General features: G+C 52.5%; 22 protein-coding genes. 16 read left to right on the top strand and 6 right to left on the bottom strand.

What is annotated here, in order from left to right:
- Positions 1–179: 179 nt before the first annotated feature.
- From lexA to C9I89_RS11685, 5 genes are all read left to right on the top strand, one after another.
- Positions 180–800, top strand: a complete 621-nt coding sequence (gene lexA, locus C9I89_RS11705; protein ID WP_107283543.1) for a transcriptional repressor LexA — start codon at positions 180–182, stop codon at positions 798–800.
- 474 nt (positions 801–1,274) lie between these two features.
- On the top strand, positions 1,275–2,423 hold the full coding sequence (gene coxB, locus C9I89_RS11700) for a cytochrome c oxidase subunit II (RefSeq protein ID WP_107283542.1): 1,149 nt from the start codon (positions 1,275–1,277) through the stop codon (positions 2,421–2,423).
- A 13-nt stretch (positions 2,424–2,436) separates the two neighbouring features.
- Complete coding sequence (gene ctaD / locus C9I89_RS11695) at positions 2,437–4,041, top strand: cytochrome c oxidase subunit I (protein ID WP_107283541.1); 1,605 nt, start codon at positions 2,437–2,439, stop codon at positions 4,039–4,041.
- Positions 4,042–4,056: 15 nt separating this feature from the next.
- Positions 4,057–4,641: a cytochrome c oxidase assembly protein gene (locus tag C9I89_RS11690; protein WP_107283540.1), complete on the top strand. Its 585-nt coding sequence runs from the start codon at positions 4,057–4,059 to the stop codon at positions 4,639–4,641.
- Positions 4,642–4,649: 8 nt separating this feature from the next.
- Entirely contained in the window at positions 4,650–5,552 is a 903-nt protein-coding gene (locus C9I89_RS11685; RefSeq protein WP_107283539.1) for a cytochrome c oxidase subunit 3, read from the top strand.
- Positions 5,553–5,687: 135 nt separating this feature from the next.
- Here C9I89_RS11685 and C9I89_RS11680 read toward each other — a convergent pair whose 3' ends face one another.
- Complete coding sequence (locus C9I89_RS11680) at positions 5,688–5,897, bottom strand: DUF2909 domain-containing protein (RefSeq protein WP_107283538.1); 210 nt, start codon at positions 5,895–5,897, stop codon at positions 5,688–5,690.
- 26 nt (positions 5,898–5,923) lie between these two features.
- Here C9I89_RS11680 and C9I89_RS11675 point away from each other — a divergent pair, with 26 nt between their 5' ends.
- From C9I89_RS11675 to C9I89_RS11650, 6 genes are all read left to right on the top strand, one after another.
- Entirely contained in the window at positions 5,924–6,601 is a 678-nt protein-coding gene (locus C9I89_RS11675; protein ID WP_107283537.1) for an SURF1 family protein, read from the top strand.
- Positions 6,598–7,206 (top strand): cytochrome oxidase, encoded by a 609-nt coding sequence (locus C9I89_RS11670; RefSeq protein WP_107283536.1) that lies wholly within the window; start codon positions 6,598–6,600, stop codon positions 7,204–7,206. Before C9I89_RS11675 ends, C9I89_RS11670 begins: the two co-directional genes overlap by 4 nt.
- Before the next feature lie 4 nt (positions 7,207–7,210).
- On the top strand, positions 7,211–8,272 hold the full coding sequence (locus C9I89_RS11665) for a COX15/CtaA family protein (protein ID WP_107283535.1): 1,062 nt from the start codon (positions 7,211–7,213) through the stop codon (positions 8,270–8,272).
- Positions 8,220–9,224, top strand: coding sequence for a heme o synthase (gene cyoE, locus C9I89_RS11660; RefSeq protein ID WP_425440411.1), 1,005 nt, complete (start codon positions 8,220–8,222; stop codon positions 9,222–9,224). The genes C9I89_RS11665 and cyoE overlap by 53 nt, the downstream gene beginning before the upstream one ends.
- A 140-nt stretch (positions 9,225–9,364) precedes the next feature.
- The gene (dinF, locus tag C9I89_RS11655; protein ID WP_107283533.1) at positions 9,365–10,714 is read left to right on the top strand and encodes an MATE family efflux transporter DinF; all 1,350 of its coding nucleotides are present in this window, start codon (positions 9,365–9,367) and stop codon (positions 10,712–10,714) included.
- 139 nt (positions 10,715–10,853) lie between these two features.
- Positions 10,854–11,210 carry a 3D domain-containing protein gene (locus tag C9I89_RS11650; RefSeq protein ID WP_425440413.1) on the top strand — a complete coding sequence of 119 codons (357 nt, stop codon included), beginning with the start codon at positions 10,854–10,856 and terminating at the stop codon, positions 11,208–11,210.
- Positions 11,211–11,312: 102 nt separating this feature from the next.
- On the opposite strand, the gene nfuA is transcribed toward C9I89_RS11650, so the two are convergent.
- Both nfuA and C9I89_RS11640 read right to left on the bottom strand, forming a co-directional pair.
- On the bottom strand, positions 11,313–11,891 hold the full coding sequence (gene nfuA, locus C9I89_RS11645; RefSeq protein ID WP_170107690.1) for a Fe-S biogenesis protein NfuA: 579 nt from the start codon (positions 11,889–11,891) through the stop codon (positions 11,313–11,315).
- Positions 11,892–12,015: 124 nt separating this feature from the next.
- Positions 12,016–12,711 carry a ComF family protein gene (locus C9I89_RS11640; protein ID WP_107283530.1) on the bottom strand — a complete coding sequence of 232 codons (696 nt, stop codon included), beginning with the start codon at positions 12,709–12,711 and terminating at the stop codon, positions 12,016–12,018.
- 37 nt (positions 12,712–12,748) lie between these two features.
- Here C9I89_RS11640 and bioH point away from each other — a divergent pair, with 37 nt between their 5' ends.
- The 3 genes from bioH (at position 12,749) to C9I89_RS11625 (ending at position 14,500) form a co-directional block, all read left to right on the top strand.
- Positions 12,749–13,513, top strand: coding sequence for a pimeloyl-ACP methyl ester esterase BioH (bioH, locus tag C9I89_RS11635; protein WP_107283529.1), 765 nt, complete (start codon positions 12,749–12,751; stop codon positions 13,511–13,513).
- A 114-nt stretch (positions 13,514–13,627) separates the two neighbouring features.
- Entirely contained in the window at positions 13,628–14,002 is a 375-nt protein-coding gene (locus tag C9I89_RS11630; RefSeq protein ID WP_107283528.1) for a hypothetical protein, read from the top strand.
- A gap of 33 nt (positions 14,003–14,035) precedes the next feature.
- On the top strand, positions 14,036–14,500 hold the full coding sequence (locus tag C9I89_RS11625; protein WP_107283527.1) for an ATP-dependent Lon protease: 465 nt from the start codon (positions 14,036–14,038) through the stop codon (positions 14,498–14,500).
- 179 nt (positions 14,501–14,679) lie between these two features.
- Here C9I89_RS11625 and C9I89_RS11620 read toward each other — a convergent pair whose 3' ends face one another.
- Positions 14,680–17,049: a Tex family protein gene (locus C9I89_RS11620; RefSeq protein ID WP_107283526.1), complete on the bottom strand. Its 2,370-nt coding sequence runs from the start codon at positions 17,047–17,049 to the stop codon at positions 14,680–14,682.
- A gap of 153 nt (positions 17,050–17,202) precedes the next feature.
- Positions 17,203–17,673 carry a transcription elongation factor GreB gene (greB, locus tag C9I89_RS11615; protein ID WP_107283525.1) on the bottom strand — a complete coding sequence of 157 codons (471 nt, stop codon included), beginning with the start codon at positions 17,671–17,673 and terminating at the stop codon, positions 17,203–17,205.
- A gap of 288 nt (positions 17,674–17,961) precedes the next feature.
- Between greB and ompR the strand changes: the two genes are divergently transcribed.
- Together ompR and envZ are read left to right on the top strand one after the other, a co-directional pair.
- Complete coding sequence (ompR, locus tag C9I89_RS11610; RefSeq protein WP_107283524.1) at positions 17,962–18,681, top strand: osmolarity response regulator transcription factor OmpR; 720 nt, start codon at positions 17,962–17,964, stop codon at positions 18,679–18,681.
- Between the two features lie 3 nt (positions 18,682–18,684).
- Positions 18,685–20,016 carry a two-component system sensor histidine kinase EnvZ gene (gene envZ / locus C9I89_RS11605; protein ID WP_107283523.1) on the top strand — a complete coding sequence of 444 codons (1,332 nt, stop codon included), beginning with the start codon at positions 18,685–18,687 and terminating at the stop codon, positions 20,014–20,016.
- A 52-nt stretch (positions 20,017–20,068) separates the two neighbouring features.
- Here the strand turns inward: envZ and C9I89_RS11600 are convergent, their stop codons facing one another.
- Complete coding sequence (locus tag C9I89_RS11600; protein ID WP_107283522.1) at positions 20,069–21,442, bottom strand: uracil-xanthine permease family protein; 1,374 nt, start codon at positions 21,440–21,442, stop codon at positions 20,069–20,071.
- Positions 21,443–21,582 lie beyond the last annotated feature (140 nt).

Raw genomic sequence — 21,582 nt, 5'->3', positions numbered from 1 at the left:
GGGCATGACGAGGTTAGCAAGGGTTAGGTATCAAGGGTGGCTGCAACCATGGGCCGGGTGATAACCGGACGATGGTTCATGCATTTCCGGCAAATTGTTCTTTTCGTAAACAATTGCCTTTTCAAGCCCGTAAACACTGGATATACTCACAGTGAACTGTATAAACAAACAGGTGAGCCATGAAGCCGTTAACGCCGCGCCAACAAGAAGTCTTTGATTTAATCAAAGCAAAAATTGAAGATAGTGGGATGCCGCCAACACGTGCTGAAATTGCTCGTGAACTTGGCTTTCGTTCTGCTAATGCTGCTGAAGAGCATTTAAAAGCCTTAGCACGTAAAGAAGTGATTGAAATCATCCCGGGTGCCTCCCGCGGTATTCGGGTGCTGGTTAACAATGATGAGCCACAAGAGCAAGGATTGCCTTTGATTGGCCGTGTTGCTGCCGGTGAGCCGATCCTGGCTCAGGAGCATGTTGAAACCCATTACGATGTCGATCCGGCCTTGTTCAAACCTCGCGCCGACTTTCTGTTGCGGGTCAATGGAATGAGCATGAAAGACATCGGCATTATGGACGGTGATTTACTGGCTGTGCATAAAACCCAGGATGTCCGCAATGGCCAGGTGGTGGTTGCCCGTGTTGATGATGATGTCACCGTAAAACGGCTGGATAAGCAAGGGGCTCAGGTGCTGTTGCACGCCGAGAATGAAGAGTTCGAGCCGATTGTTGTCGATCTCGAGCACCAGCAGCTAACGATTGAAGGCATTGCCGTCGGGGTTATACGTAACGCTGACTGGATGTAGTTCGTTGCAAAACGAATGCTTCCCGCTACGCCATGTGTAGCGGCTCGGTAATGGACTTGCCCTGGGTGAGTCCATGAGTTGCTACAGTTCGCTGGATAATCACTTCATCACAAAATGTGTTTGAAAGGGAACGCCATTCCAACACACATTCCATTCGAATTGAGTTCCCAGAGGAAGCTCTGAATCTCGCACCTTGAGGCAGTTTGGGTATATTCATCTGTAGAACTTACTCGCATCATTAATTTATCTCTGCTTTTTCACTGCTTGGCACAAGCATACCTCTGTTATCCCTTTTTATTATTTGCCGGCAATTCTTTGCTCATTTCACTGATCTTGTCCTAAGTTGAATGTTAATAAAGTGTTAATCGCCACCAGGTGTTGCTGCACTTGTTATCCATGGTGTCTTATGGGTGAATGTTTTTCTTTGGCCAGTTCTTGATGAATGTCAGGATGACAGAGGGAGGGATCAGGGTGATGATTCGCCAACTGATCAGCACAATAATGGTAGGTTTTTGGGCGCTACCCGCAGCTGCCGAAACCGAAAGTATGCGGTTGAACATGACGCAAGGGGTAACTCAGGTTAGCCAGCGGGTTTTTGATCTCCATATGACCATTTTTTACATCTGCGTCGTCATTGGGATTGTGGTTTTTGGTGTGATGTTCTGGGCAATTCTTCATCATCGTAAATCCCGCGGCGCCGTTGCTGCTTCGTTCCACGAAAGTACTAAGGTCGAGATCGTCTGGACCATCATTCCTTTCGTCATTCTGATCGTGATGGCTGTGCCGGCAACGAAGACCTTGCTGGCTATGGAAGATATCTCCCAATCCGATCTCACCGTTCAAATTACCGGTTCGCAATGGAAGTGGCATTACCGCTATTTTAACGAAGATATAGATTTTTACTCACTTCTCGCCACATCTCCGGCGCAAATCGATAATACCCGAGAGAAACGCGAAAATTATTTGCTGGAAGTGGATCGTCCGCTCGTATTGCCGGTTGGCCAGAAGGTGCGCTTCCTGATCACCTCGCAAGATGTGATCCACTCCTGGTGGGTCCCGGATTTTGCCGTTAAGAAAGATGCCAACCCAGGCTTTATCAACGAAGCCTGGACCCGGATTGATAAGCCGGGTATTTATCGTGGCCAATGTGCAGAGTTGTGCGGTAAAGACCATGGCTTTATGCCGATTGTGGTGATTGCAAAACCTCTGGCTGAGTATCAAGAGTGGCTGCAGATGACCAAGGTGACTCAGCAGCAGGCCCGTGAAGAAGAACAGCGTTTGCTGGCGATGGAAATGTCGATGGATGAGCTGATGGGCTTGGGTGAAAAAACCTATCTCGCCCGTTGTGCCATGTGCCATCAGCCTAATGGCCAGGGCATTCCCGGTGCCTTCCCTGCACTGGCAGGTGTGGGTGTGGCGTCTGATACAGGCAGGCAATTAGAACATATCAGTGTGGTGGTGCATGGCCGTGCCGGTACCGCGATGCAGGCTTTTGGTCCGCAATTAGGTCTGAAGGAGCTGGCTGCGGTGATAACGTACGAACGTAATGCCTGGGGTAACAATACGGGCGATACGGTACAGGCAGCAGAAGTGCAGGCAGTGCTTAACGGTGAAGATTTATAAGGGGCGATGATCGATGACGGATATGTTACGCGAGCAGACGGAAGGTGAAGAAACGGAAACGCATCAGACCCACGCCCCTCACCAGACCGGTCTTAAGCGCTGGCTGTTTACCACCAACCACAAAGATATTGGTTCACTCTACCTGATGTTCAGCTTTGCCATGTTCCTGACTGGCGGGGTGATGGCACTGGTGATCCGGGCCGAGTTATTTCAGCCGGGCCTGCAGCTGGTTGAGCCTAACTTTTTTAACCAGATGACCACGATACATGGCCTGATCATGGTATTCGGGGCCGTCATGCCGGCTTTTACCGGGTTGGCAAACTGGATGATCCCGATGATGATTGGCGCACCGGATATGGCCCTGCCACGGATGAATAACTGGAGCTTCTGGATCCTGCCCTTTGCCTTTGCCATGTTACTGTCGTCGCTGTTTCTTGAAGGGGGCGGGCCAAACTTCGGCTGGACCTTCTATGCCCCGCTATCGACGACATTCAGTCCGCAAAGTACCGGGCTGTTTGTGTTTTCTATCCATATTATGGGGATCAGCTCGATCATGGGGGCAATCAATGTGATTGTCACGATTATCAATTTGCGGGCACCGGGCATGACCTATATGAAAATGCCGCTGTTTGTCTGGACCTGGCTGATCACCGCGTTTCTGCTGATTGCGGTGATGCCGGTACTGGCCGGTGCGGTGACCATGGTACTGACCGATAAGTTCTTTGGAACCAGTTTTTTTGATGCCGCGGGCGGGGGCGATCCGGTGATGTTCCAGCATATTTTCTGGTTTTTCGGTCACCCGGAAGTCTATATTATGATTTTACCGAGCTTCGGTATCATTTCGGCGATTGTACCTGCCTTTTCCCGTAAAAAGCTGTTTGGTTACAGTTCGATGGTATATGCCACCGCCTCGATTGCCGGGCTGAGCTTCCTGGTCTGGGCACACCATATGTTTACCACCGGTATGCCCGTTGCTGCCGAGTTGTTCTTTATGTACTGCACCATGCTGATCTCGGTGCCGACCGGGGTAAAGGTCTTCAACTGGGTCGCCACGATGTGGCGCGGCTCGCTGACCTTTGAAATCCCGATGATGTTTGCCATTGCTTTTATCGTGCTGTTCACCATCGGTGGTTTTTCCGGCCTGATGCTGGCCATTACACCGGTCGATTTCCAGTATCACGATACCTATTTTGTGGTGGCCCACTTCCACTATGTGCTGGTATCGGGCGCCATCTTCTCGATCATGGCGGCGGCCTATTACTGGTTGCCGAAATGGACCGGTCACATGTTCGATGAACGGCTGGCGAAGTGGCATTTCTGGTGCTCGGTGGTGTCGGTCAATATTCTGTTCTTCCCGATGCATTTCCTGGGGCTGGCGGGAATGCCGCGCCGTATTCCTGATTACGCGTTGCAGTTTGCCGATGTGAATGCGGTGGTCAGTATCGGCGGCTTTATGTTTGGCCTGTCGCAGCTGATCTTCTTGTGGGTGGTGATTAAATGCGTCAGGGGCGGAGAGCCCGCCGCCGCCAAGCCTTGGGAAGGTGCCGAAGGGCTGGAGTGGACGGTGGATTCCCCTGCGCCGCACCATACTTTTTCGACCCCGCCCAAAATCGATTAAGTAAAGGAACGTGATATGAGCCAGCAGCCAGAGCAGATCCCGCCCGGCCATGACAGGCCGACAGATCATCGCGCAAAACAACGCTCGCTGTGGTCCCTGGTGCTGATGGCAGTGGTGATGTTTGGTTTTGCCTTTGCCCTGGTGCCGCTGTATGACGTGTTTTGCGATATTACCGGGATCAATGGCAAAACGGCGAATACGCCGGCAAGCCAGAGCCGGGAAGTTGATCGCGGGCGGGAAGTCACGGTGGAATTTGTCGCTTATATCAATCCGGGAATGGATTGGATATTCGAGCCGCAAGTCACCCGGGTGGTGGTTAACCCGGGTCAGATCCAGACCATTAAGTATGCGGCCCGTAATCTGACGGCGAACAGCTCGGTCGGGCAGGCGGTACCCTCGGTCTCGCCCGGCCAGGCAGCCCGCTATTTCAATAAGATTGAGTGTTTTTGCTTTAACCACCAGCCACTGGAGGCGGGGGGATCGGCTGAGCTGCCATTGGTTTTTTATATCGATCCGGAATTGCCGGAAGAGATAAACACCCTGACCCTGGCTTACACGCTATATAACGCCCAGCCGGAGAGCACGGCACAAACGCAATGAGGTTGAAGATGTCGAATCCTTACACAGAGCATGATCAATCCATCCCTCATCCCCATGAGCATTATTATGTGCCGGCAGCGAGTATCTGGCCGATTGTCGGGGCGGTGGCGCTGTTTCTTATCGCCTTCGGCGCAGGGGCAACGGTCGGTGGTCTGTTCGGTGGCCAGGGGCCATGGATCCTGCTGGCAGGGGTGGGTTTGCTGCTGTTTATGCTTACGGGCTGGTTCCGTGATGTGATCCGCGAGTCGATGGGCGGGCTGTACAGCGCCCAGATGGATCGCTCGTTTCGCCAGGGCATGAGCTGGTTTATTTTTTCGGAAGTGATGTTCTTTGCTGCTTTTTTTGGCGCGTTGTTCTATGCCAGGATGATTGCCGTGCCCTGGCTCGGCGGGGCCGGTAATAATGCGATGACCAACGCTGTATTGTGGCCGGAATTTATCGCGCAGTGGCCGTTGCTGACCACCCCGGACGGCACACAAACCCAGGCTATGGGGCCATTCGGGTTGCCCTTGTACAATACCCTGATCCTGCTTATTTCCTCTGTCACCGTCCATATCGCCCATACCGCCCTGGAGCAAGATAAACGCACCCGCGTCACCCTGTTCTTATTGCTAACGGTCTTGTTAGGCGGCTTATTTGCTTACCTGCAGGGGGTCGAGTATGTCCATGCCTACCATGAAATGGGGCTGACCCTCGATGCCGGGATCTACGGCAATACTTTCTTTCTGCTGACCGGTTTCCACGGCATACACGTGACTTTAGGCACTATCATTTTATTCATTGTCTGGTGCCGGATAGTGAAAGGCCATTTTTCAGCACAGCAGCATTTTGCTTTTCAGGCCGGTGCCTGGTACTGGCATTTTGTCGACGTGGTGTGGCTGTGCCTGTTTGTGTTTGTTTACATACTTTAGTGGCGAGTGGCGAGTGGCGAGTGGCTAGTTTCTAGGTGAGAGGTTTTAGGGGCGAGTTTCTAGGTGCGAGGTTTTAGGGGCGAGTTTCTAGCTTCTCGACTCTCGATTCTCGGTACTAGTTTCTCGACTCTGAATTCAATATGGCCTTGGGTTTGGCTCGATAGCGCCGGTGGCCACCGCAACCAGCAGAATGGCAAATGCGATAACGGAGAATACGATTCGGCGCCCCAGATAATGCGAGGCAGGTTTTTCAGCCGGGTTGCTTTTGAGCATCAAAGGCAAGGCGCGGAACAGGTTAAGCACAATGAAGATCAGCAGGCAGACGATGATGGCTTTGATGAGCATGGCGTCTCCGGAACATAAGGATAAGTATGCGAAGGATCGGATTCATACTTTTTACTGTGGCGGTAATGCTGGTATTGGTCAAGTTAGGCCTGTGGCAAATGTCTCGCGCCGAGGAAAAAGAAGCGCTTAACACCGTGCTGGAGCGCCGCAGCGAACAGGTTTATTACAGTTTGGCCAGCTTGCCGGATGAGCCGCTGTGGTATGGCTTAACCGTCCATGGCCGGTTCGATCACAGCAAAGCCGTCCTGCTTGATAACCAGTTATACCGCGGTCAGCCGGGTTACCACCTGCTGTATCCATTTGCTGTTGATGATGGTTGGCTGCTGGTGAATCTGGGCTGGATTGCGGCACCCGTTTACCGTGAACAAGTGCCGGTCTTGCCTGAGCATCACGGCGAGTTACGTATTTCTGGTGTCATTGCTCCGCCTTCACTGCTCATTGAGCTGGCGGCAGAGCCGTTAGGGGAAAGCTGGCCGCTGCGGGTGCAGAATATTCATCTTGATCAACTCTCACGGCAGATGGAGCTGCCGCTGCAACCGTGGATATTGCAGATCGATCCCGACCATGCGGTGGCATTACAACAAACCTGGATCCCGGTCGTGATGGGACCGCAAAAGCACTATGCCTATGCTCTGCAGTGGTTCCTGCTGGCCGTTGCGGTCTCCGGGCTGGCGTTTTGGTGGCTTAAAAGGAGCCGTATATGAAGAGACATGGAATGTTATTGCTGCTACTCGGGGTCTTTATGCTGCCCTTGCTGCTGGCCAAAATAGTCCTGGATCTCAACTGGTATCAGGGGGGAGTGACCAATCGCGGTCAGCTGCTGGCTTTCCCGCTGGCATCAGACTGGCTGACGGAACCCGGTAAATGGCAGCTGGTCTATTTGTTGCCACCATCGTGTGATGCGCTATGTCAGGGGGCGCTGTTTAATTTGCGCCAGGTGCCGCAGGCCATCGGTGCGGATCAGAAGCGTGTCAGCAGTGTGGTATTGGTGGTTGATCTGCCAGCCTCATTCGCCTCGGATAACGCGGTTCAATCTCTGGCTGCGCTCCAAAAGCCGGCGGTTATTATACCCAGTCCAACAGATATGCAGACGCTCACCGCGGGGTTGCAGCTGATGAGGATCCCTGATCATGTGGTGGCTCAGATCGAGACGCTGGAGTATGGTACCGCCGCTATTTATCTCGCCGATCCTCTCGGGAACGTGATGATGGCCTACCCGTTAGCGCAAGGCAAAACCGCTATTCTGGCGCAGGGCAAAGATCTGCTGCGCGATTTGAAACGGCTGCTGAAAGTCTCAAGGATAGGTTAAGCCCATGTCATTATTCAGCTTCAAGCATCTCATCTATCTGACCTTTGTCTTGTCTTTGTGCGTTATCGCATTGGGAGCCTATACCCGCCTGACGGAAGCCGGGCTGGGCTGTCCTGACTGGCCCGGCTGTTATGGCTTTATCTCAGTACCGCAAGGCAGCGAGCAGCAACTGCTGGCTCAGCAGGCCTTTCCTGATATACCCGTTGAGGTGAGCAAGGCCTGGAATGAGATGGTTCATCGCTATTTTGCCGGCAGTTTAGGCCTGCTGATCCTGGTGATCAATATCATCGCCTGGCGACGTCCCGCGACGCCAAAACGGCTGCCTGCCTTGCTGCTGGTTACCGTCATTTTCCAGGCTCTGCTCGGAATGTGGACGGTCACTCTGGTGCTGATGCCAGTGGTGGTGATGGGACACCTGCTTGGCGGCTTTACCACCGCGTCTTTACTGTTGCTACTGGCGTTGAGAATCCGTCAGCGTGAGATCCAGCCCTCTTTACCGAAAGCGTCTTTATCACGCCACTCATTTTCGCCACCACAGTCGTTACAGATTATGGGGCTGGTGGCGTTGCTGGTGGTCGCAGGACAGATCGCCCTGGGTGGCTGGACAGCAGCAAACTATGCCGCCGTTGCCTGCACCCAATTGCCAATTTGTGAAGTGGACTGGCAGCAGCACTTTGATGTGAGCGCCTTTGAGCCGATCCAACCGGAACATGACAGTTATCAATATGGGGTGCTGAATTACCATCAGCGCGTCTCGATCCATGTCGCCCACCGGATCGGTGCCATGGTGACAACCACCGTTCTGGTGCTGTTGATGTGGCGTTTATGGCGGCAATCCGTACCGCGTCGGTACGGTCTGGGGCTTGGCATTGCCCTTGCTTTGCAGCTTTGTCTGGGGATCACCAATGTGGTAGCGAGTCTGCCGCTGCTGGTTGCCGTCGGACATAATCTGGTCGGGGTGATCCTGTTACTGATGCTGGTCGCGACTAATTACCATCTTTACTGCTGGCGAGATGTTCAGCGATACACGGACAAAATGGCACCGGAGGGCAGAAGCCATGGCTAAATCTCAGTTGTTAGGAAATGGCGGGAGCACCGCTGCCGGCAAAACCACCGTTCAATCCAGGGCGGCACCCTTAAAAAAGGTGAAACCGGCATTATGGCGTGATTATCTCACCATGACCAAACCGAAAGTGGTGGCAATGCTACTGCTTACTGCCCTGGTCGGAATGTGTCTGGCGGTGCCGGGGATCCCACCCGCAAAAGCGGTTGTGCTCGGGCTGTTGGGGATCGGTTTTCAGTCAGCGGCGGCGGCGGTGTTTAACCATGTACTGGATCGCCGTTTAGATGCTCAGATGGCGCGTACTTATCACCGCCCGTTGGCCAAAGGCCGGGTAGCGACGTATAAAGCGGTGTTATTTGCTTCCGGCTTAATGGTGCTGGGGTTTGCTCTGCTGCTGGCACTAAACGCTCTGACGGCCTGGCTCACCATGGCCAGTCTGGTGGGGTATGCGCTGGTTTATACCGTGTGGCTAAAACATGCCACGCCGCAGAATATCGTGATCGGCGGATTGGCAGGGGCAGCGCCACCGTTGCTGGGCTGGACGGCGGTGACCGGGCAGCTTGATCCGTATGCCCTGTTACTGGTCATGCTGGTCTTTACCTGGACCCCGCCGCACTTCTGGGCGTTGGCTATCCACCGCAAAGAAGATTATGCCAAAGCGGGTATTCCGATGCTGCCGGTGACGCACGGCATTGAATTTACCAAAACGATGGTGCTGCTCTATACCGTCATTCTTTTTGTCGTTGGCTTGCTGCCCTGGCTGACAGGCATGAGCGGAGGCTTATATCTGATTGGCAGCAGTATACTGAATGTCGGTTTTATTGGTTATGCGGTGAAGCTGAAATTTGCCGATACGGTCGGCCACGCCTGGGCAACCTTCAAGTATTCAATTTGGCATCTCTTAGTGCTGTTTGTGGTGCTGTTAGCCGATCATTGGCTAATGGCATTGCTGTAATGGTGGTAACGCCCCGTTAGATTTATTCCTCTAATCACTGCCGGTGGCTTTTGTCACCGGCAGCAAGTCGCTACACTGTGGTGTCATATTAATTTTCTGATCTCGGTTGTAATCGATCGCCATCAGGCTTGGGGTTTGCAGTGCTAGCAGCGTTAAAGAATGTCTCATTACATCGTCAGGTTTTTGCGCTGGCGATCCCTATGGTGTTATCCAATATTACCGTGCCGCTTTTGGGGCTGGTTGATGCGTCGGTGATCGGCCACCTGGATCAGTCCTGGTATCTGGGCGGGGTGGCCGTGGGGGGCACGATGATCAACATGACGTTCTGGCTGCTCGGCTTTTTACGGATGGCCACGACCGGATTATGTGCTCAGGCCTATGGTGCCAGTGATAAAGATGCGCAAGCCGGGGTGTTCGTTCAGGGCATTGCCATGGCCTGGTTGCTGGCATTGGTGCTGATTGTGTTCCATCAACCGGTTGCCTCGCTGGTGTTTCATCTCAGCAGTGCCAGTGAAGAGGTGAAGTTTTACGCTGAGCAGTACTTCACTATCCGTATATGGGGCGCGCCGGCCGCACTCGCCAACTTTGTCATCATGGGCTGGCTGCTGGGAACGCAGAATGCTCGTTCCCCGATGTGGCTGCTGATCGCCACCAATCTGGTGAATATCATCCTCGATGTGTTGTTTGTGCTCGGATTTGGCTGGAAGGTGCAAGGCGCTGCAGCGGCTTCGGTTCTGGCCGATTACAGCGGGTTGTTACTCGGGTTGTGGTTTGTCTACCGGCATTGGCTGGCGCAGATGTTGCCCTCACTCAGAGATAAAATCATCAGTGTGCGCCATGGCATGGGACGGCTGCTGAAACTGAATCGGGATATTTTTCTGCGCAGTTTGTGTTTGCAGCTGACGTTTGTCTTTATGACGTTTCAGGGGGCAACGCTGGGCGACAACGTGGTGGCGGCCAATGCGGTACTAATGAGCTTTCTGATGCTGGTGTCGTACGCAATGGACGGTTTTGCTTACGCCATGGAGGCCTTGGTGGGCAAAGCCATCGGGGCCAGAGATCGCGACGCCCTGGGACGCTTCCTGATTGGTACCACGTTCTGGAGCCTGATCATCTCTCTTCTCCTGACACTGGCCTTCACGGTGTTCGGCCGTGAAATTATCGGGGTGATATCAGATCTTCCTGCGGTACAGCAAGAGGCGATGAAGTATTTACCGTGGCTGGCGGCCGTGCCATTAGTATCGATGTGGTGTTTCTTGCTGGATGGTATTTTTATTGGCGCGACCCGGGGTAAAGAAATGCGTAATAGCATGTTTGTCGCGGTATGTTGTTTTTTTGCTATCTGGTGGTGGTTGAGTGATTTTGGCAATCACGCCCTGTGGGGGGCGATGCTCGGTTTCATGGCCATGCGCGGGATTGGCCTAGCTGTCATATTTGCTTACCAATGGCAGAATAATATTTTCCTGGAACCCGCCAGTGCAAACAGTTAGTTAGAATTATTCAACTGTTATTGATTCTTTTTACGACAAAAAACTCTACACATCCGCCTATCAATTTGTTTAAAATGTGCACAATTGTTGAGTGGTGATTTAGATGAAACGAACGATATTTGTTTTTTTGCTGACCGTGATGGCGTTTGGCTGGGGAGCCGATGCATTGGCTCACGGGCAAGTAAAAAAACTTAAAGTGACAGCGACAGCGTACAATTCGGTACGTGCACAAACGAATGCCAATCCAACGCAAGCCGCCTGGGGTGACAAGTTAAAGCCCGGAATGAAAGTGATCGCCGTCTCCCGCGATTTGCTGGGAATGGGACTGACCCGAGGCGCGAAAGTGAAAATTTCTGGGCTGCCCGGGGAGTACGTGGTGTTGGATAAAATGCACAAGCGCTGGTCACGGAAGATTGATATCTACATGGGCAAAGATATTCAGGCGGCCAGAAACTGGGGGCGCCGTTCGGTGACTATCACCTTGCTTGACTCGTAAAGATAAAGTTGAATTATAAAAAAGCCGCATGATGCGGCTTTTTTTGTGGATAAAAACAGAGATATAAACGTCGAAGACCTTTTAGCTTCTGCTTCTAAACACTTAATAATACGAATGCTCACCACGGGCGTGTTCGGTAATATCACGCACGCCGGTAAGTTCACCGTCAAATTGAGCCAGCAGCTCTTTCTCAATCCCTTCTTTGAGGGTGACATCAACCATTGAACAGCCATTGCAACCACCGCCGAACTGCAGAATGGCCACACCGTCTTCAGTGATTTCTGCCAGGGAAACGTTACCACCGTGACCGGCTAGCTGCGGGTTAACCTGAGTCTGAATAGCATAGTCAACACGTTCCATCAGTGTGGCATCGTCAGACACTTTACGTACTTTGGCGTTAGGTGCTTTCAACGTTAGCTGTGAACCCATTTTGTCAGTAACAAAATCAATTTCAGCATCATCCAGAAAAGGCAGACTTAGTTCATCAATATAAGCCGAGAACAGTTCGAGCTTAATTTCAGTATCGCTCGCTTCAACCGCTTCTGGTGGGCAATAAGAGACACCGCACTCTGCATTTTGAGTCCCTGGGTTAACCACGAAAACTCGGATATTGGTACCCTCAGGCTGCTGGGCAAGAAGCTTGCCGAAGTGCTGCTGAGCGCTTTCAGAAATAGTGATCATAGACACAACGTAATACCTGACTTATTTAGTAAGATTTAACCTATTCTACTCTTAGACGTAGTTTCTATCACCCCCTTATTCTTTGCAACTATGATTTCACCGCCGGTTTGGGTGATTTTTGTGATCATTTCATCGCTGGCGTATAGCAGATACAGTAGATATCGACCCGCTTAACACCCTCGTTTTGCAGTAAGTGGGTGAGCTCAGTGACCGTGCTGCCGGTGGTCACCACATCATCGACGATGGCGATATGGTCAGGCAACTGCTTTGCTTTAAGTATAAAGGCTTGATACAGGTTTTTCTCGCGCTCCTTTTTCGTCAGCTGTTTCTGAACTTTAGTGTGGCGTATGCGGCAAAAGCCATGGGGCAGACACCGGCTATCGGTACTTGTGGCAATAGCCCGGGCCAAATTGTTGCTTTGGTTGAAACCGCGGGAAAGGCGGCGCAAAGGGTGCAGTGGCACCGGCAAGATAACCGGTGCAGGCTCATCTATTTGCTGTGCCAGCAGCAGGCCCAAAGGTTGTGCCAGCCAGAATTTTTTGCCGAACTTAAGCTGGTGGATCAGTTGGCGCAACGGAAAATCATATTCGCCCAGCCGGTATAACCGCTGCCATGGCGGCGGGGATGTGAGGCACTGGCCGCAATGGCTGACAGGGAGAAGGGTGGTGGCGCCACAATGCGAGCAATAAGGCGGCTGGGGAAAACTGGCCAGACAATGATGGCACCATACCCGTTCACCGGGTGACAACGGCAGATGGCACAGCTGGCATTGCTGGTTGGTCCATTGAAAGATTGATCTTAGCGATGAAGGGGATAACATCGTTGCCATCCTATTGCGTCAAAGGAAGGAAGTGTAAATGACAACCACGCTACATTGGCAAACGGAAGGGCAAGGTTCGGATCTGGTTCTCATTCATGGCTGGGGAATGAACGGTGCCGTCTGGCAACAGGTACTGCCGCTGCTGACGCCGCATTTTCGGGTGCACTGGCTGGATTTGCCGGGCTATGGTCACAGCCATGAGATGCAGGTTGATAGTATTGAAGAAATGGCACATCTATTGCTTAATAAATCACCAATGTCGGCAGCCTGGTTGGGTTGGTCACTAGGCGGTTTGGTAGCAACTCAGGCCGCTTTGTTAGCCCCGGAGCGGGTCTCGCGTTTAATTACGGTCGCGAGTTCCCCGAGGTTTGCGGCAGAAAACAGATGGCGAGGGATCAAACCTCAGGTGTTAGATGATTTTCGGCAGCAGTTAGGAAAAGACTTCCAGTTGACGGTAGAGCGTTTTATGGCGTTACAGGCCATGGGTAGCCCAACGGCAAGGCAAGATATTAAGCAGCTTAAGCAAGCGGTGCTGTCACGTCCGCAGCCGAACCCGGAAGCCTTATCGGTTGGCCTGCGCCTGCTGGCTGAAGTCGATTTACGGGAACAGGTCGCGCAGATCTCCCAGCCCTGGTTACGGTTGTACGGGCGGTTAGATAGCCTGGTGCCGGTGAAAATTGCGACGGAATTAGATCAGCTGGCACCGCGGTCAGAGCGGCAAGTCTTTGCCTCGGCATCGCATGCACCGTTTATTTCTCATCCTGAGGAGTTTGTGCAAGCGTTGCGTAAATTCATCGATTAGGCCTGATTTTTGTCATGTGTGTGGGTTATCGGCAATTATTGTTTAAACTTTCTACAGAGGTTGCCGATAGTAAAAACATGGAGTTGCTCGGTTTATTTGACTAGAGAGGCCATAATGACAATAGGAAGCGTTGGCGATAATTCAACTTATTCGCCAGTATCATTACACGGGTCGGCTGCGGTCTCAGTGAAAACTGAAGAAGGGAATCAAGCGGCGGATAAAACCAGTACCGGTAAAGCAGCACAAACGACGGTCTCTATTTCAGAGCAAGCGAAACGTCAACAAGCGGCTGAAGCGGGTACACAGGCAACAAAAGCTGATGGTACCACTGAGACTGAAGCGGCCAGTATGGCCGAGTCTTTTACCTATGGTGCATTGGGGATGGATCACCCCGACGAAGTGAAACGCAATACCGATGATTTCTATACTGCCGGGCAAGTCCTGTCTGCAATAGGAACGGTCGGCGCAGTGCTGCTCGCTATCGTTTAAACCATTAGCTGATGTTTGGAGAGCCACATCAGCATGATTTTTTCACCTGTGAATGCGGGAGCACCGGCCATTGCTCCTTCTGTTAACCCACCAACCGAGCAGACCGCTCGGGATAACCGCGTGCGTGAAAAAATTGTCCCGCCGAGTCAAAGCCCCGAATCTCCCCGGGAAAAACCATTAAGCAGCGAAGAAAAGCAGCTAAAAAAGCCCTCCTGGGATCCGAGTGAGCACCCTGATTATGGTGAGTTGCCACCGACAGCAGAAAAACAGTATGGCTATCAGGCTGAATTTGAGCAGCTGGTAAAAGCGTTATCGGCTGATAGTTACCTGGCCGAGGTGACGGATCTCGGCTATTCGATGCACATTAAATTACCGCGCGAATTGCTCGAACAGCTAGAGCAAATCAACCAGACTGAACGTACCCGCGGGGTGATTGCCCATCGTTATGCCCAGGCGACGGTGCCCAACCCGCCGACCGATTATCTTGTGGTGCTGTAAAGAGGTTCGAGAGACGAGTTTTTTAGATTCGAGTATCTAGGTTAAAGAGGCGAGTTTTTAGGTTCGAGATTCTAGTTTCTAGATTTAAAAGCTTGAAGCCTAGAAATATCTAGAGACGAGAATCCTCGCCTCTAGCTCCTCGCCTCTAGCTCCTCGCCTCTAGCTCCTCGTTACTGATACTACTTTTTCGCTTTGGCAAATGCAGCCGCAAAGGCACCGCCCATGGCATTGCCGGAGGCGTTGTTCGCGTTATTACCACAGTTGCTGTTATTACTGCGGTTACTGTTATTACCGCTGTGGTTGCCATTGTTTGGCTTCGAGCGATGGTGATCCTGACGCTGAGCTTGCGGTTTGCGAGCCGGTTTTTCTTGTCCCGGTTCATCGCTCATCCGCATCGACATGGCAATGCGCTTACGCGCCAAGTCCACTTCCATCACTTTGACTTTAACGATGTCACCGGCTTTGACCACTTCTCGGGGGTCGGAGACGAACTTGTCTGACAGCGCAGAGATATGGACCAGACCATCCTGATGGACACCGACATCCACAAAAGCACCGAAGTTGGTGACATTGGTGATCACCCCTTCCAGAACCATTCCCGGGATCAGATCTTTCACTTCATTGACGCCTTCAGCAAACGTGGCCGTTTTGAACTCCGGGCGCGGATCGCGGCCGGGCTTGTCCAGCTCGCTGATAATATCGGTGACGGTCGGCAGACCAAATTTATCATCTACGTAATCAGCGGCTTTCAGGCTGCGCAGGAACTCAGTATTGCCGATAATGGCATCCATCGGTTTGCTGTTGTTCGCTGCAATTGTTTTGACCACGGCATAGGATTCCGGGTGTACCGCAGAGCTGTCGAGAGGATTCTTGCCGTTCATGATCCGCAAGAAACCCGCGCACTGTTCAAAGGCCTTAGGGCCTAAACGTGCCACTTTCTTCAGCGTGGTCCGGGCTTCAAAGCGGCCGTGTTCGTCGCGATAATCCACCACGTTCTGAGCCATGGTTTTGCTTAAACCGGCGACCCGGGTAAGCAGAGCAGCAGAGGCGGTGTTCACATCCACGCCGACGGCGTTGACACAGTCTTCCACCACCGCATCAAGGCGTTTTGCCAGCATGCTCTGGCTGACGTCGTGCTGGTATTGGCCCACACCGATCGATTTCGGGTCGATTTTCACCAGCTCAGCCAGAGGGTCTTGCAGGCGGCGGCCGATAGAGACGGCACCCCGTATTGATACATCGAGGTTCGGGAACTCGTTTGCCGCCAGTTCGGAGGCGGAATACACCGAAGCCCCGGCTTCGCTCACCATGACGCTCTGAATTTTCAGATTGTTATCTTTTAGCAGCTTGGCGATAAAGCTGTCGGACTCACGTGAAGCCGTCCCGTTACCGATGGCAATCAGATTGACCTGATGCTTGTTAAGCAATGCCAGTATTGTCGCTTCTGACTGCGCGACCTGGCGCTGAGGCTGATGCGGATAAATGGTCGCGGTATCAACCAGCTTGCCGGTGGTATCGATAACCGCGATTTTGCAGCCGGTACGCAGGCCCGGATCGAGTGCCAGTGTGGTACGGGGCCCCGCCGGTGCCGACATCAGCAGATCTTTCAGGTTATCGGCAAAGACCTGCATGGCGCCCTCTTCGGCTTTCTCGCGCAGCGCGCTCATCAGTTCGGTCTCCATGTGCATTAAGATTTTAATGCGCCATGCCCAGCTGATCACCTGCTTGCGCCAGACATCAGCCGGCTGGCTGCCCAGCTTCACACCGTAGTGATCGGCAATAATCACTTCGCAGTATGAGCTCCGCACGCCTTCCTCCTGATTGGGATCAGCATTGAGCGATAACTGCAGGAAGCCTTCATTACGGCCGCGGAACATGGCAAGAGCACGGTGTGACGGGACGTTGGTCAGTCGTTCGTTATGTTCGAAGTAGTCCTTAAACTTCGCACCTTCCTGCTCTTTGCCATCGACCATGTGTGAAGTGAGTTCGGCATTGGCCAGTAGGTGGCGACGGATCTTGTCCAGCAGGCCGGCATCTTCGGCAAAGCGCTCCATCAGGATGGCACGGGCGCCATCCAGGGCGGCTTTGGTGTCGCTAATGCCCTTGTCGGCACTGATATATTGCTCGGCGGTAGCTGCCGGGTCATTTTCCGGCTGCTGCCATAAGGTATCTGCCAGCGGCTCCAGTCCCGCTTCAATAGCTATCTGACCTTTGGTTCGACGCTTTTGTTTGTAAGGCAGGTACAGATCTTCCAGCCGGGTTTTGCTGTCGGCAGAATGAATATCCGCTTCCAGCTGCGGGGTCAGCTTCCCTTGCTCGGTAATGGATTTCAGGATGACCTTACGGCGGTCATCCAGTTCACGCAGGTAGCCCAGACGGGATTCCAGATTACGTAACTGGGTATCATCCAGCCCGTTGGTGACTTCCTTACGGTAACGGGCAATGAAAGGTACGGTATTACCGTCATCCAACAGAGTCACTGCCGCGGTAACTTGCTCATGACGAACATTCAGTTCGCTGGCAATTATCTGATTGATAGAGTTGCTCATCCGTTGGTATCTCTTGGTTGTCGTTAACCGCTCCATTCTACGGAGGATTCTGGTGGTGACAAGGTGCGGTGTGTTAAGAGTGTGTCGTGGGCGGCTGATTATGATGACAATGGAAGGCGGGGTAGCGAAACGCCGCCTGAGCCAAGGAAGGGCTTAGCGGTATTTAATACTGTTGACGAACCACTGCTTTTTCCCTTGCGGGGTCATCACTTCGGCTTCTTCATCGACTTCTTTGTTTAACAACGCGCGAGCCATCGGCGAGTCGATAGAGATGTAGTCATTACGGCCGTAGATTTCATCGGGGCCAACGATTCGGAACGCTTTGCTGTCACCGTCTTCATTTTCAATTTCAACCCAGGCGCCAAAGAACACTTTGCCGTCTTGCTGGGGGGAGTAATCAACCACTTTGACGATGTCGAGGCGTTTGCGCAGGTAACGCACCCTGCGGTCTATTTCGCGTAGTAACTGCTTGTTATATTTGTAATCTGCGTTTTCACTACGGTCACCAAGGCTGGCTGCCCAAGTAACTTTTTTGGTGATCTCAGGACGTTTTTCCTGCCACAGGTAGTCCAGCTCTTGTTTAAGCTTGTCGTACCCTTCGCGGGTGATTAAGTTGGTTTTCATTGTCTGATCCTGAGTCGCTGTTTTTTCCTGAATAGATATTGTAACGGATTGCAGAGGGCGTCAATCATTGCGATAGGAAATAGTTTGAGGAGTGATTTGGATAATTTCCATAAATTAAGGTAGCTTAGAACGCAGGTTTGCTTCGGAACCATGATATCGATGAGCCGCCGGACATAATCCGTAACAATTTTTGACCGTGATTTAGCGACCTATTCAGCACCAAGGCGCTGGAGTTGAGTAAAATAGTCGCTGAGCTCGATAACAAGATCGATGCAGGTAAGGTGAAATATGCAGGAAAATTATAAGATTCTGGTTGTTGATGATGACATGCGTTTACGTGCACTGCTCGAGCGCTACTTGTCAGAGCAAGGGTTCCAGGTACGCAGCGTCGCGAACAGTGAGCAAATGGATCGTCTGTTATCCCGTGAAACCTTCCACTTGATGGTGCTTGACTTAATGTTGCCGGGTGAAGATGGCCTGTCGATCTGTCGCCGCCTGCGTAATGCCAATAACATGTTGCCTATCCTGATGCTAACCGCGAAAGGTGACGAGGTTGACCGTATTGTCGGCCTTGAGGTCGGGGCGGATGATTACCTGCCGAAACCGTTTAACCCGCGAGAACTGCTGGCGCGTATTCGTGCGGTACTTCGCCGTCAGACGATTGAAGCGCCCGGTGCGCCAAGTGTTGACAGCAAAATGATTGAATTTGGCGACTTCCGGTTGAATCTTGGCACGCGTGAAATGTTCCGTGGAGACGAATCTATACCACTCACCTCGGGAGAATTTGCGGTACTGAAGGCACTGGTCACCAATGCGCGTGAACCGATGTCGCGTGATAAGCTGATGAACATGGCACGTGGTCGTGAATACTCGGCAATGGAACGCTCGATTGACGTCCAGATCTCACGTCTGCGCCGAATGGTGGAAGAAGACCCGAGCCGTCCGCGTTATATTCAGACCGTCTGGGGTTTAGGCTATGTATTTGTTCCTGATGGTGATGAGGCGTAATCCATGCGGATCTCTCCCCGCAGTACGTTTGCCCGTACCATCATTTTGCTTGCAGGCTTGCTTATTGCAAGCCAGATTTTCTCTTATCTCGCGGTAGTAAACTACGCGTTGCTACCCGGTCTGCAGCAGTTCAATCGCATTATTGCCTATGAAGTACGGCTGATGCTCAAAGAAGATCTGGATTTAGCCGACGGCCATACCTTCCATCTTGATACGCCGGTACGCCGCCAGTTGCTTGAGCAGCTCGGGGTTACCCTGCATCCTGTCGATGGTCCAGATAATGCTGAGTACCATCAGGCGACCGAAGTGGAATACCTGAGTGAAGAGATGAGCCGCGAACTGAATTCGCCGACCGAAGTACGCTTAGTGCTGGGTGCTGACAGTTATGTGCTGTGGATGAAGTGTGATGCGATGCCGGGCTTTCTGATGCGGATCCCGCTCTCGGAATTGCAGGAAGAGGATTTCTCGCCACTGTTTCGTTACAGCCTGATGATTGCCTTTATGGTGATTGCCGGTGGCTGGCTGTTTATCCGGATGCAGAACCGACCGCTGGTGGCGCTGGAAAATGCGGCGTTGCAAGTCGCGAGAGGGGAGATCCCGCCACATTTGCCGGTGAAAGGGGCGTCGGAGATCCGCGCGGTGACCAAAGCCTTCAACCGGATGGCGGAAGGGATTAAACAGCTGGAAGATGACCGGGCCTTGTTACTGGCCGGGGTCAGCCATGACTTGCGTACGCCGTTGACCCGTATTCGCCTGGCCACGGAAATGATGTCGCCCGAAGACAGCTACCTTGCCGACAGCATGATCAAAGACACGGAAGAATGTAATGAGATCATCAGTCAGTTTATGGACTATCTGAAATCCACCAAAAAGCAGGCGGTCGAAGTGATCGACCTGAATGACTTGCTGCAAGAAGTGGCGGAAAGCGAAGGCGGCTACGAGCGGGAAATTGAGCTTGATCTGGGTGATATTCCCGGCATCGTCGAAGCCAATAGTGTTGCGATGAAGCGATTAGCCGCTAACCTGGTGGTCAACGCGATCCGCTATGGTAACGGCTGGGTTAAGATCACCAGTGGTACTTCTGCTGATCGTAAATCAGTCTGGTACAGTGTTGAAGATGATGGCCCGGGGATTGAACCGGATCAGGTTTCACGGATGTTCCAGCCGCTGACCCGTGGCGATTCTGCGCGCGGCAGTGAGGCGGAAGGAACCGGGCTGGGTTTAGCCATTGTGAAGCGCATTGTTGATCAGCATGACGGTAGCATAGTGGTGAGCAACCGCAGTGAAGGGGGGCTGAAAGTACAAATCAGCCTGCCGCTGATAGCGAAGAAGTAGTGAGTCGAAGGTGCGAGTGTCGTGGTCCTGGGATCTCGACACTCGCTTGTTCTTAATCTTTCTGCTCTTCCGGTAACACCAAGTTCAGTATTATTGCCGTGATCCCGCCGGCAGCCATGCCGGAAGATAAAATTCCTCTCACCCAATCGGGCATGAACTGCAGAATTTCAGGCTTCTGAGCAATACCCAGCCCCATAGAAAATGACAGCGCCATGATCAGAATTGCGCGCCGGTCGAGTTCACAGCGCGAGATAATACGGACCCCGGAAGCGGCAATGGTACCGAACATTACAATGGTAGCACCGCCTAATACCGGCTCAGGGATCAGCTGCACCAAGTTCGCCACACCCGGAAACAGGCCAAGCAGTATCAGCATACCTGCCACGAAGTAACCGATATAGCGGCTGGCAACGCCCGTCAGCTGGATAATGCCGTTGTTCTGGCTGAAGGTTGAATTAGGGAAGCTGTTCAGTACCGATGCCAGAGCCGAGTTAATACCGTCAGCCAGTACGCCGCCCTTGATGCGTTTGAGGTAAACAGGCCCCGCCACAGGTTGCTCTGAGGTTTCTGATGTTGCCGTGATATCACCGATGGCTTCCAGCGAAGTGATGGCGAAAACAATAACCAGCGGGATCAGCAGGCCCCAGTCAAACCCTAAGCCGTATTGCATCGGCATCGGAATCGCAATCAAAGCACTTTCTGCTGTACGAGATGTGTCCAGCATGCCGGTAAACCACGCCAGCAACGTACCGGCTGCCATGGCAATCACGATTGACGATACGCGCAGGTAGGGGTTTTTCACTCGATTCAACAAGACGATGAAGCCCAAGACGGTACCCGCAAGCATTAAGTTATCCAGGCTGCCAAAGCTGCCGTTTTCAATCGCGGCATAACCGCCGCCCATAGAGGTTAAGCCAATCTGGATCAGGGTGAGGCCGATCAGGGTGACCACAATACCCGAGACTAGCGGGGTGATAATGCGCTGGGCGTGTTGCAATACGCGTGAAATGAACACTTCAGTGAGTGAGGCTACCAGAATCGTACCGAAGATAGCCGCCATCATGGTTGGAATATCGGCACCGCCTGCTTTTAGTGCCAAGCCAGCGCCAATGATCGGGCCTAGAAAGTTGAAACTGGTGCCTTGAATCGACAGCAAGCCAGAGCCCACCGGGCCAAAGGTACGGATTTGGATAAATGAGGCAATTCCGGAGGCGAACAAGGACATACTGACTATGGTATTGGTGTCGCTGGCGGGCAAGCCAAGCGCCTGGCAAATGATCAACGACGGAGTGATCACCGCAACAAACATTGCCAACAGGTGTTGGGTGGCAGCAAAGAGCGTTTCCGGCAGTGGCGGCCGGTCTTCTAAACGATAGATCAGATCAGAATGGCGTGGTGTTTCAATGTTGCTATGCTGGCGGGTCATGGCCGTGTTTATCCTAAGTTTACTTCTTTATCCCGATCAGATGCGCTGAATGGGCATCAATACGTGAAAGCCGGATAGTTCTGTGATTGCTGTTACTCAGATCCAGACCAACACAAGGAGAAGTGAATGTGGGTGAAATT

Origin of the sequence: Photobacterium lipolyticum (assembly GCF_003026475.1) — a bacterium.
GTDB lineage: Bacteria > Pseudomonadota > Gammaproteobacteria > Enterobacterales > Vibrionaceae > Photobacterium > Photobacterium lipolyticum.
Note: the sequence above shows the minus strand (reverse complement) of the source record. Positions and strands in the feature narration are given on the sequence as shown.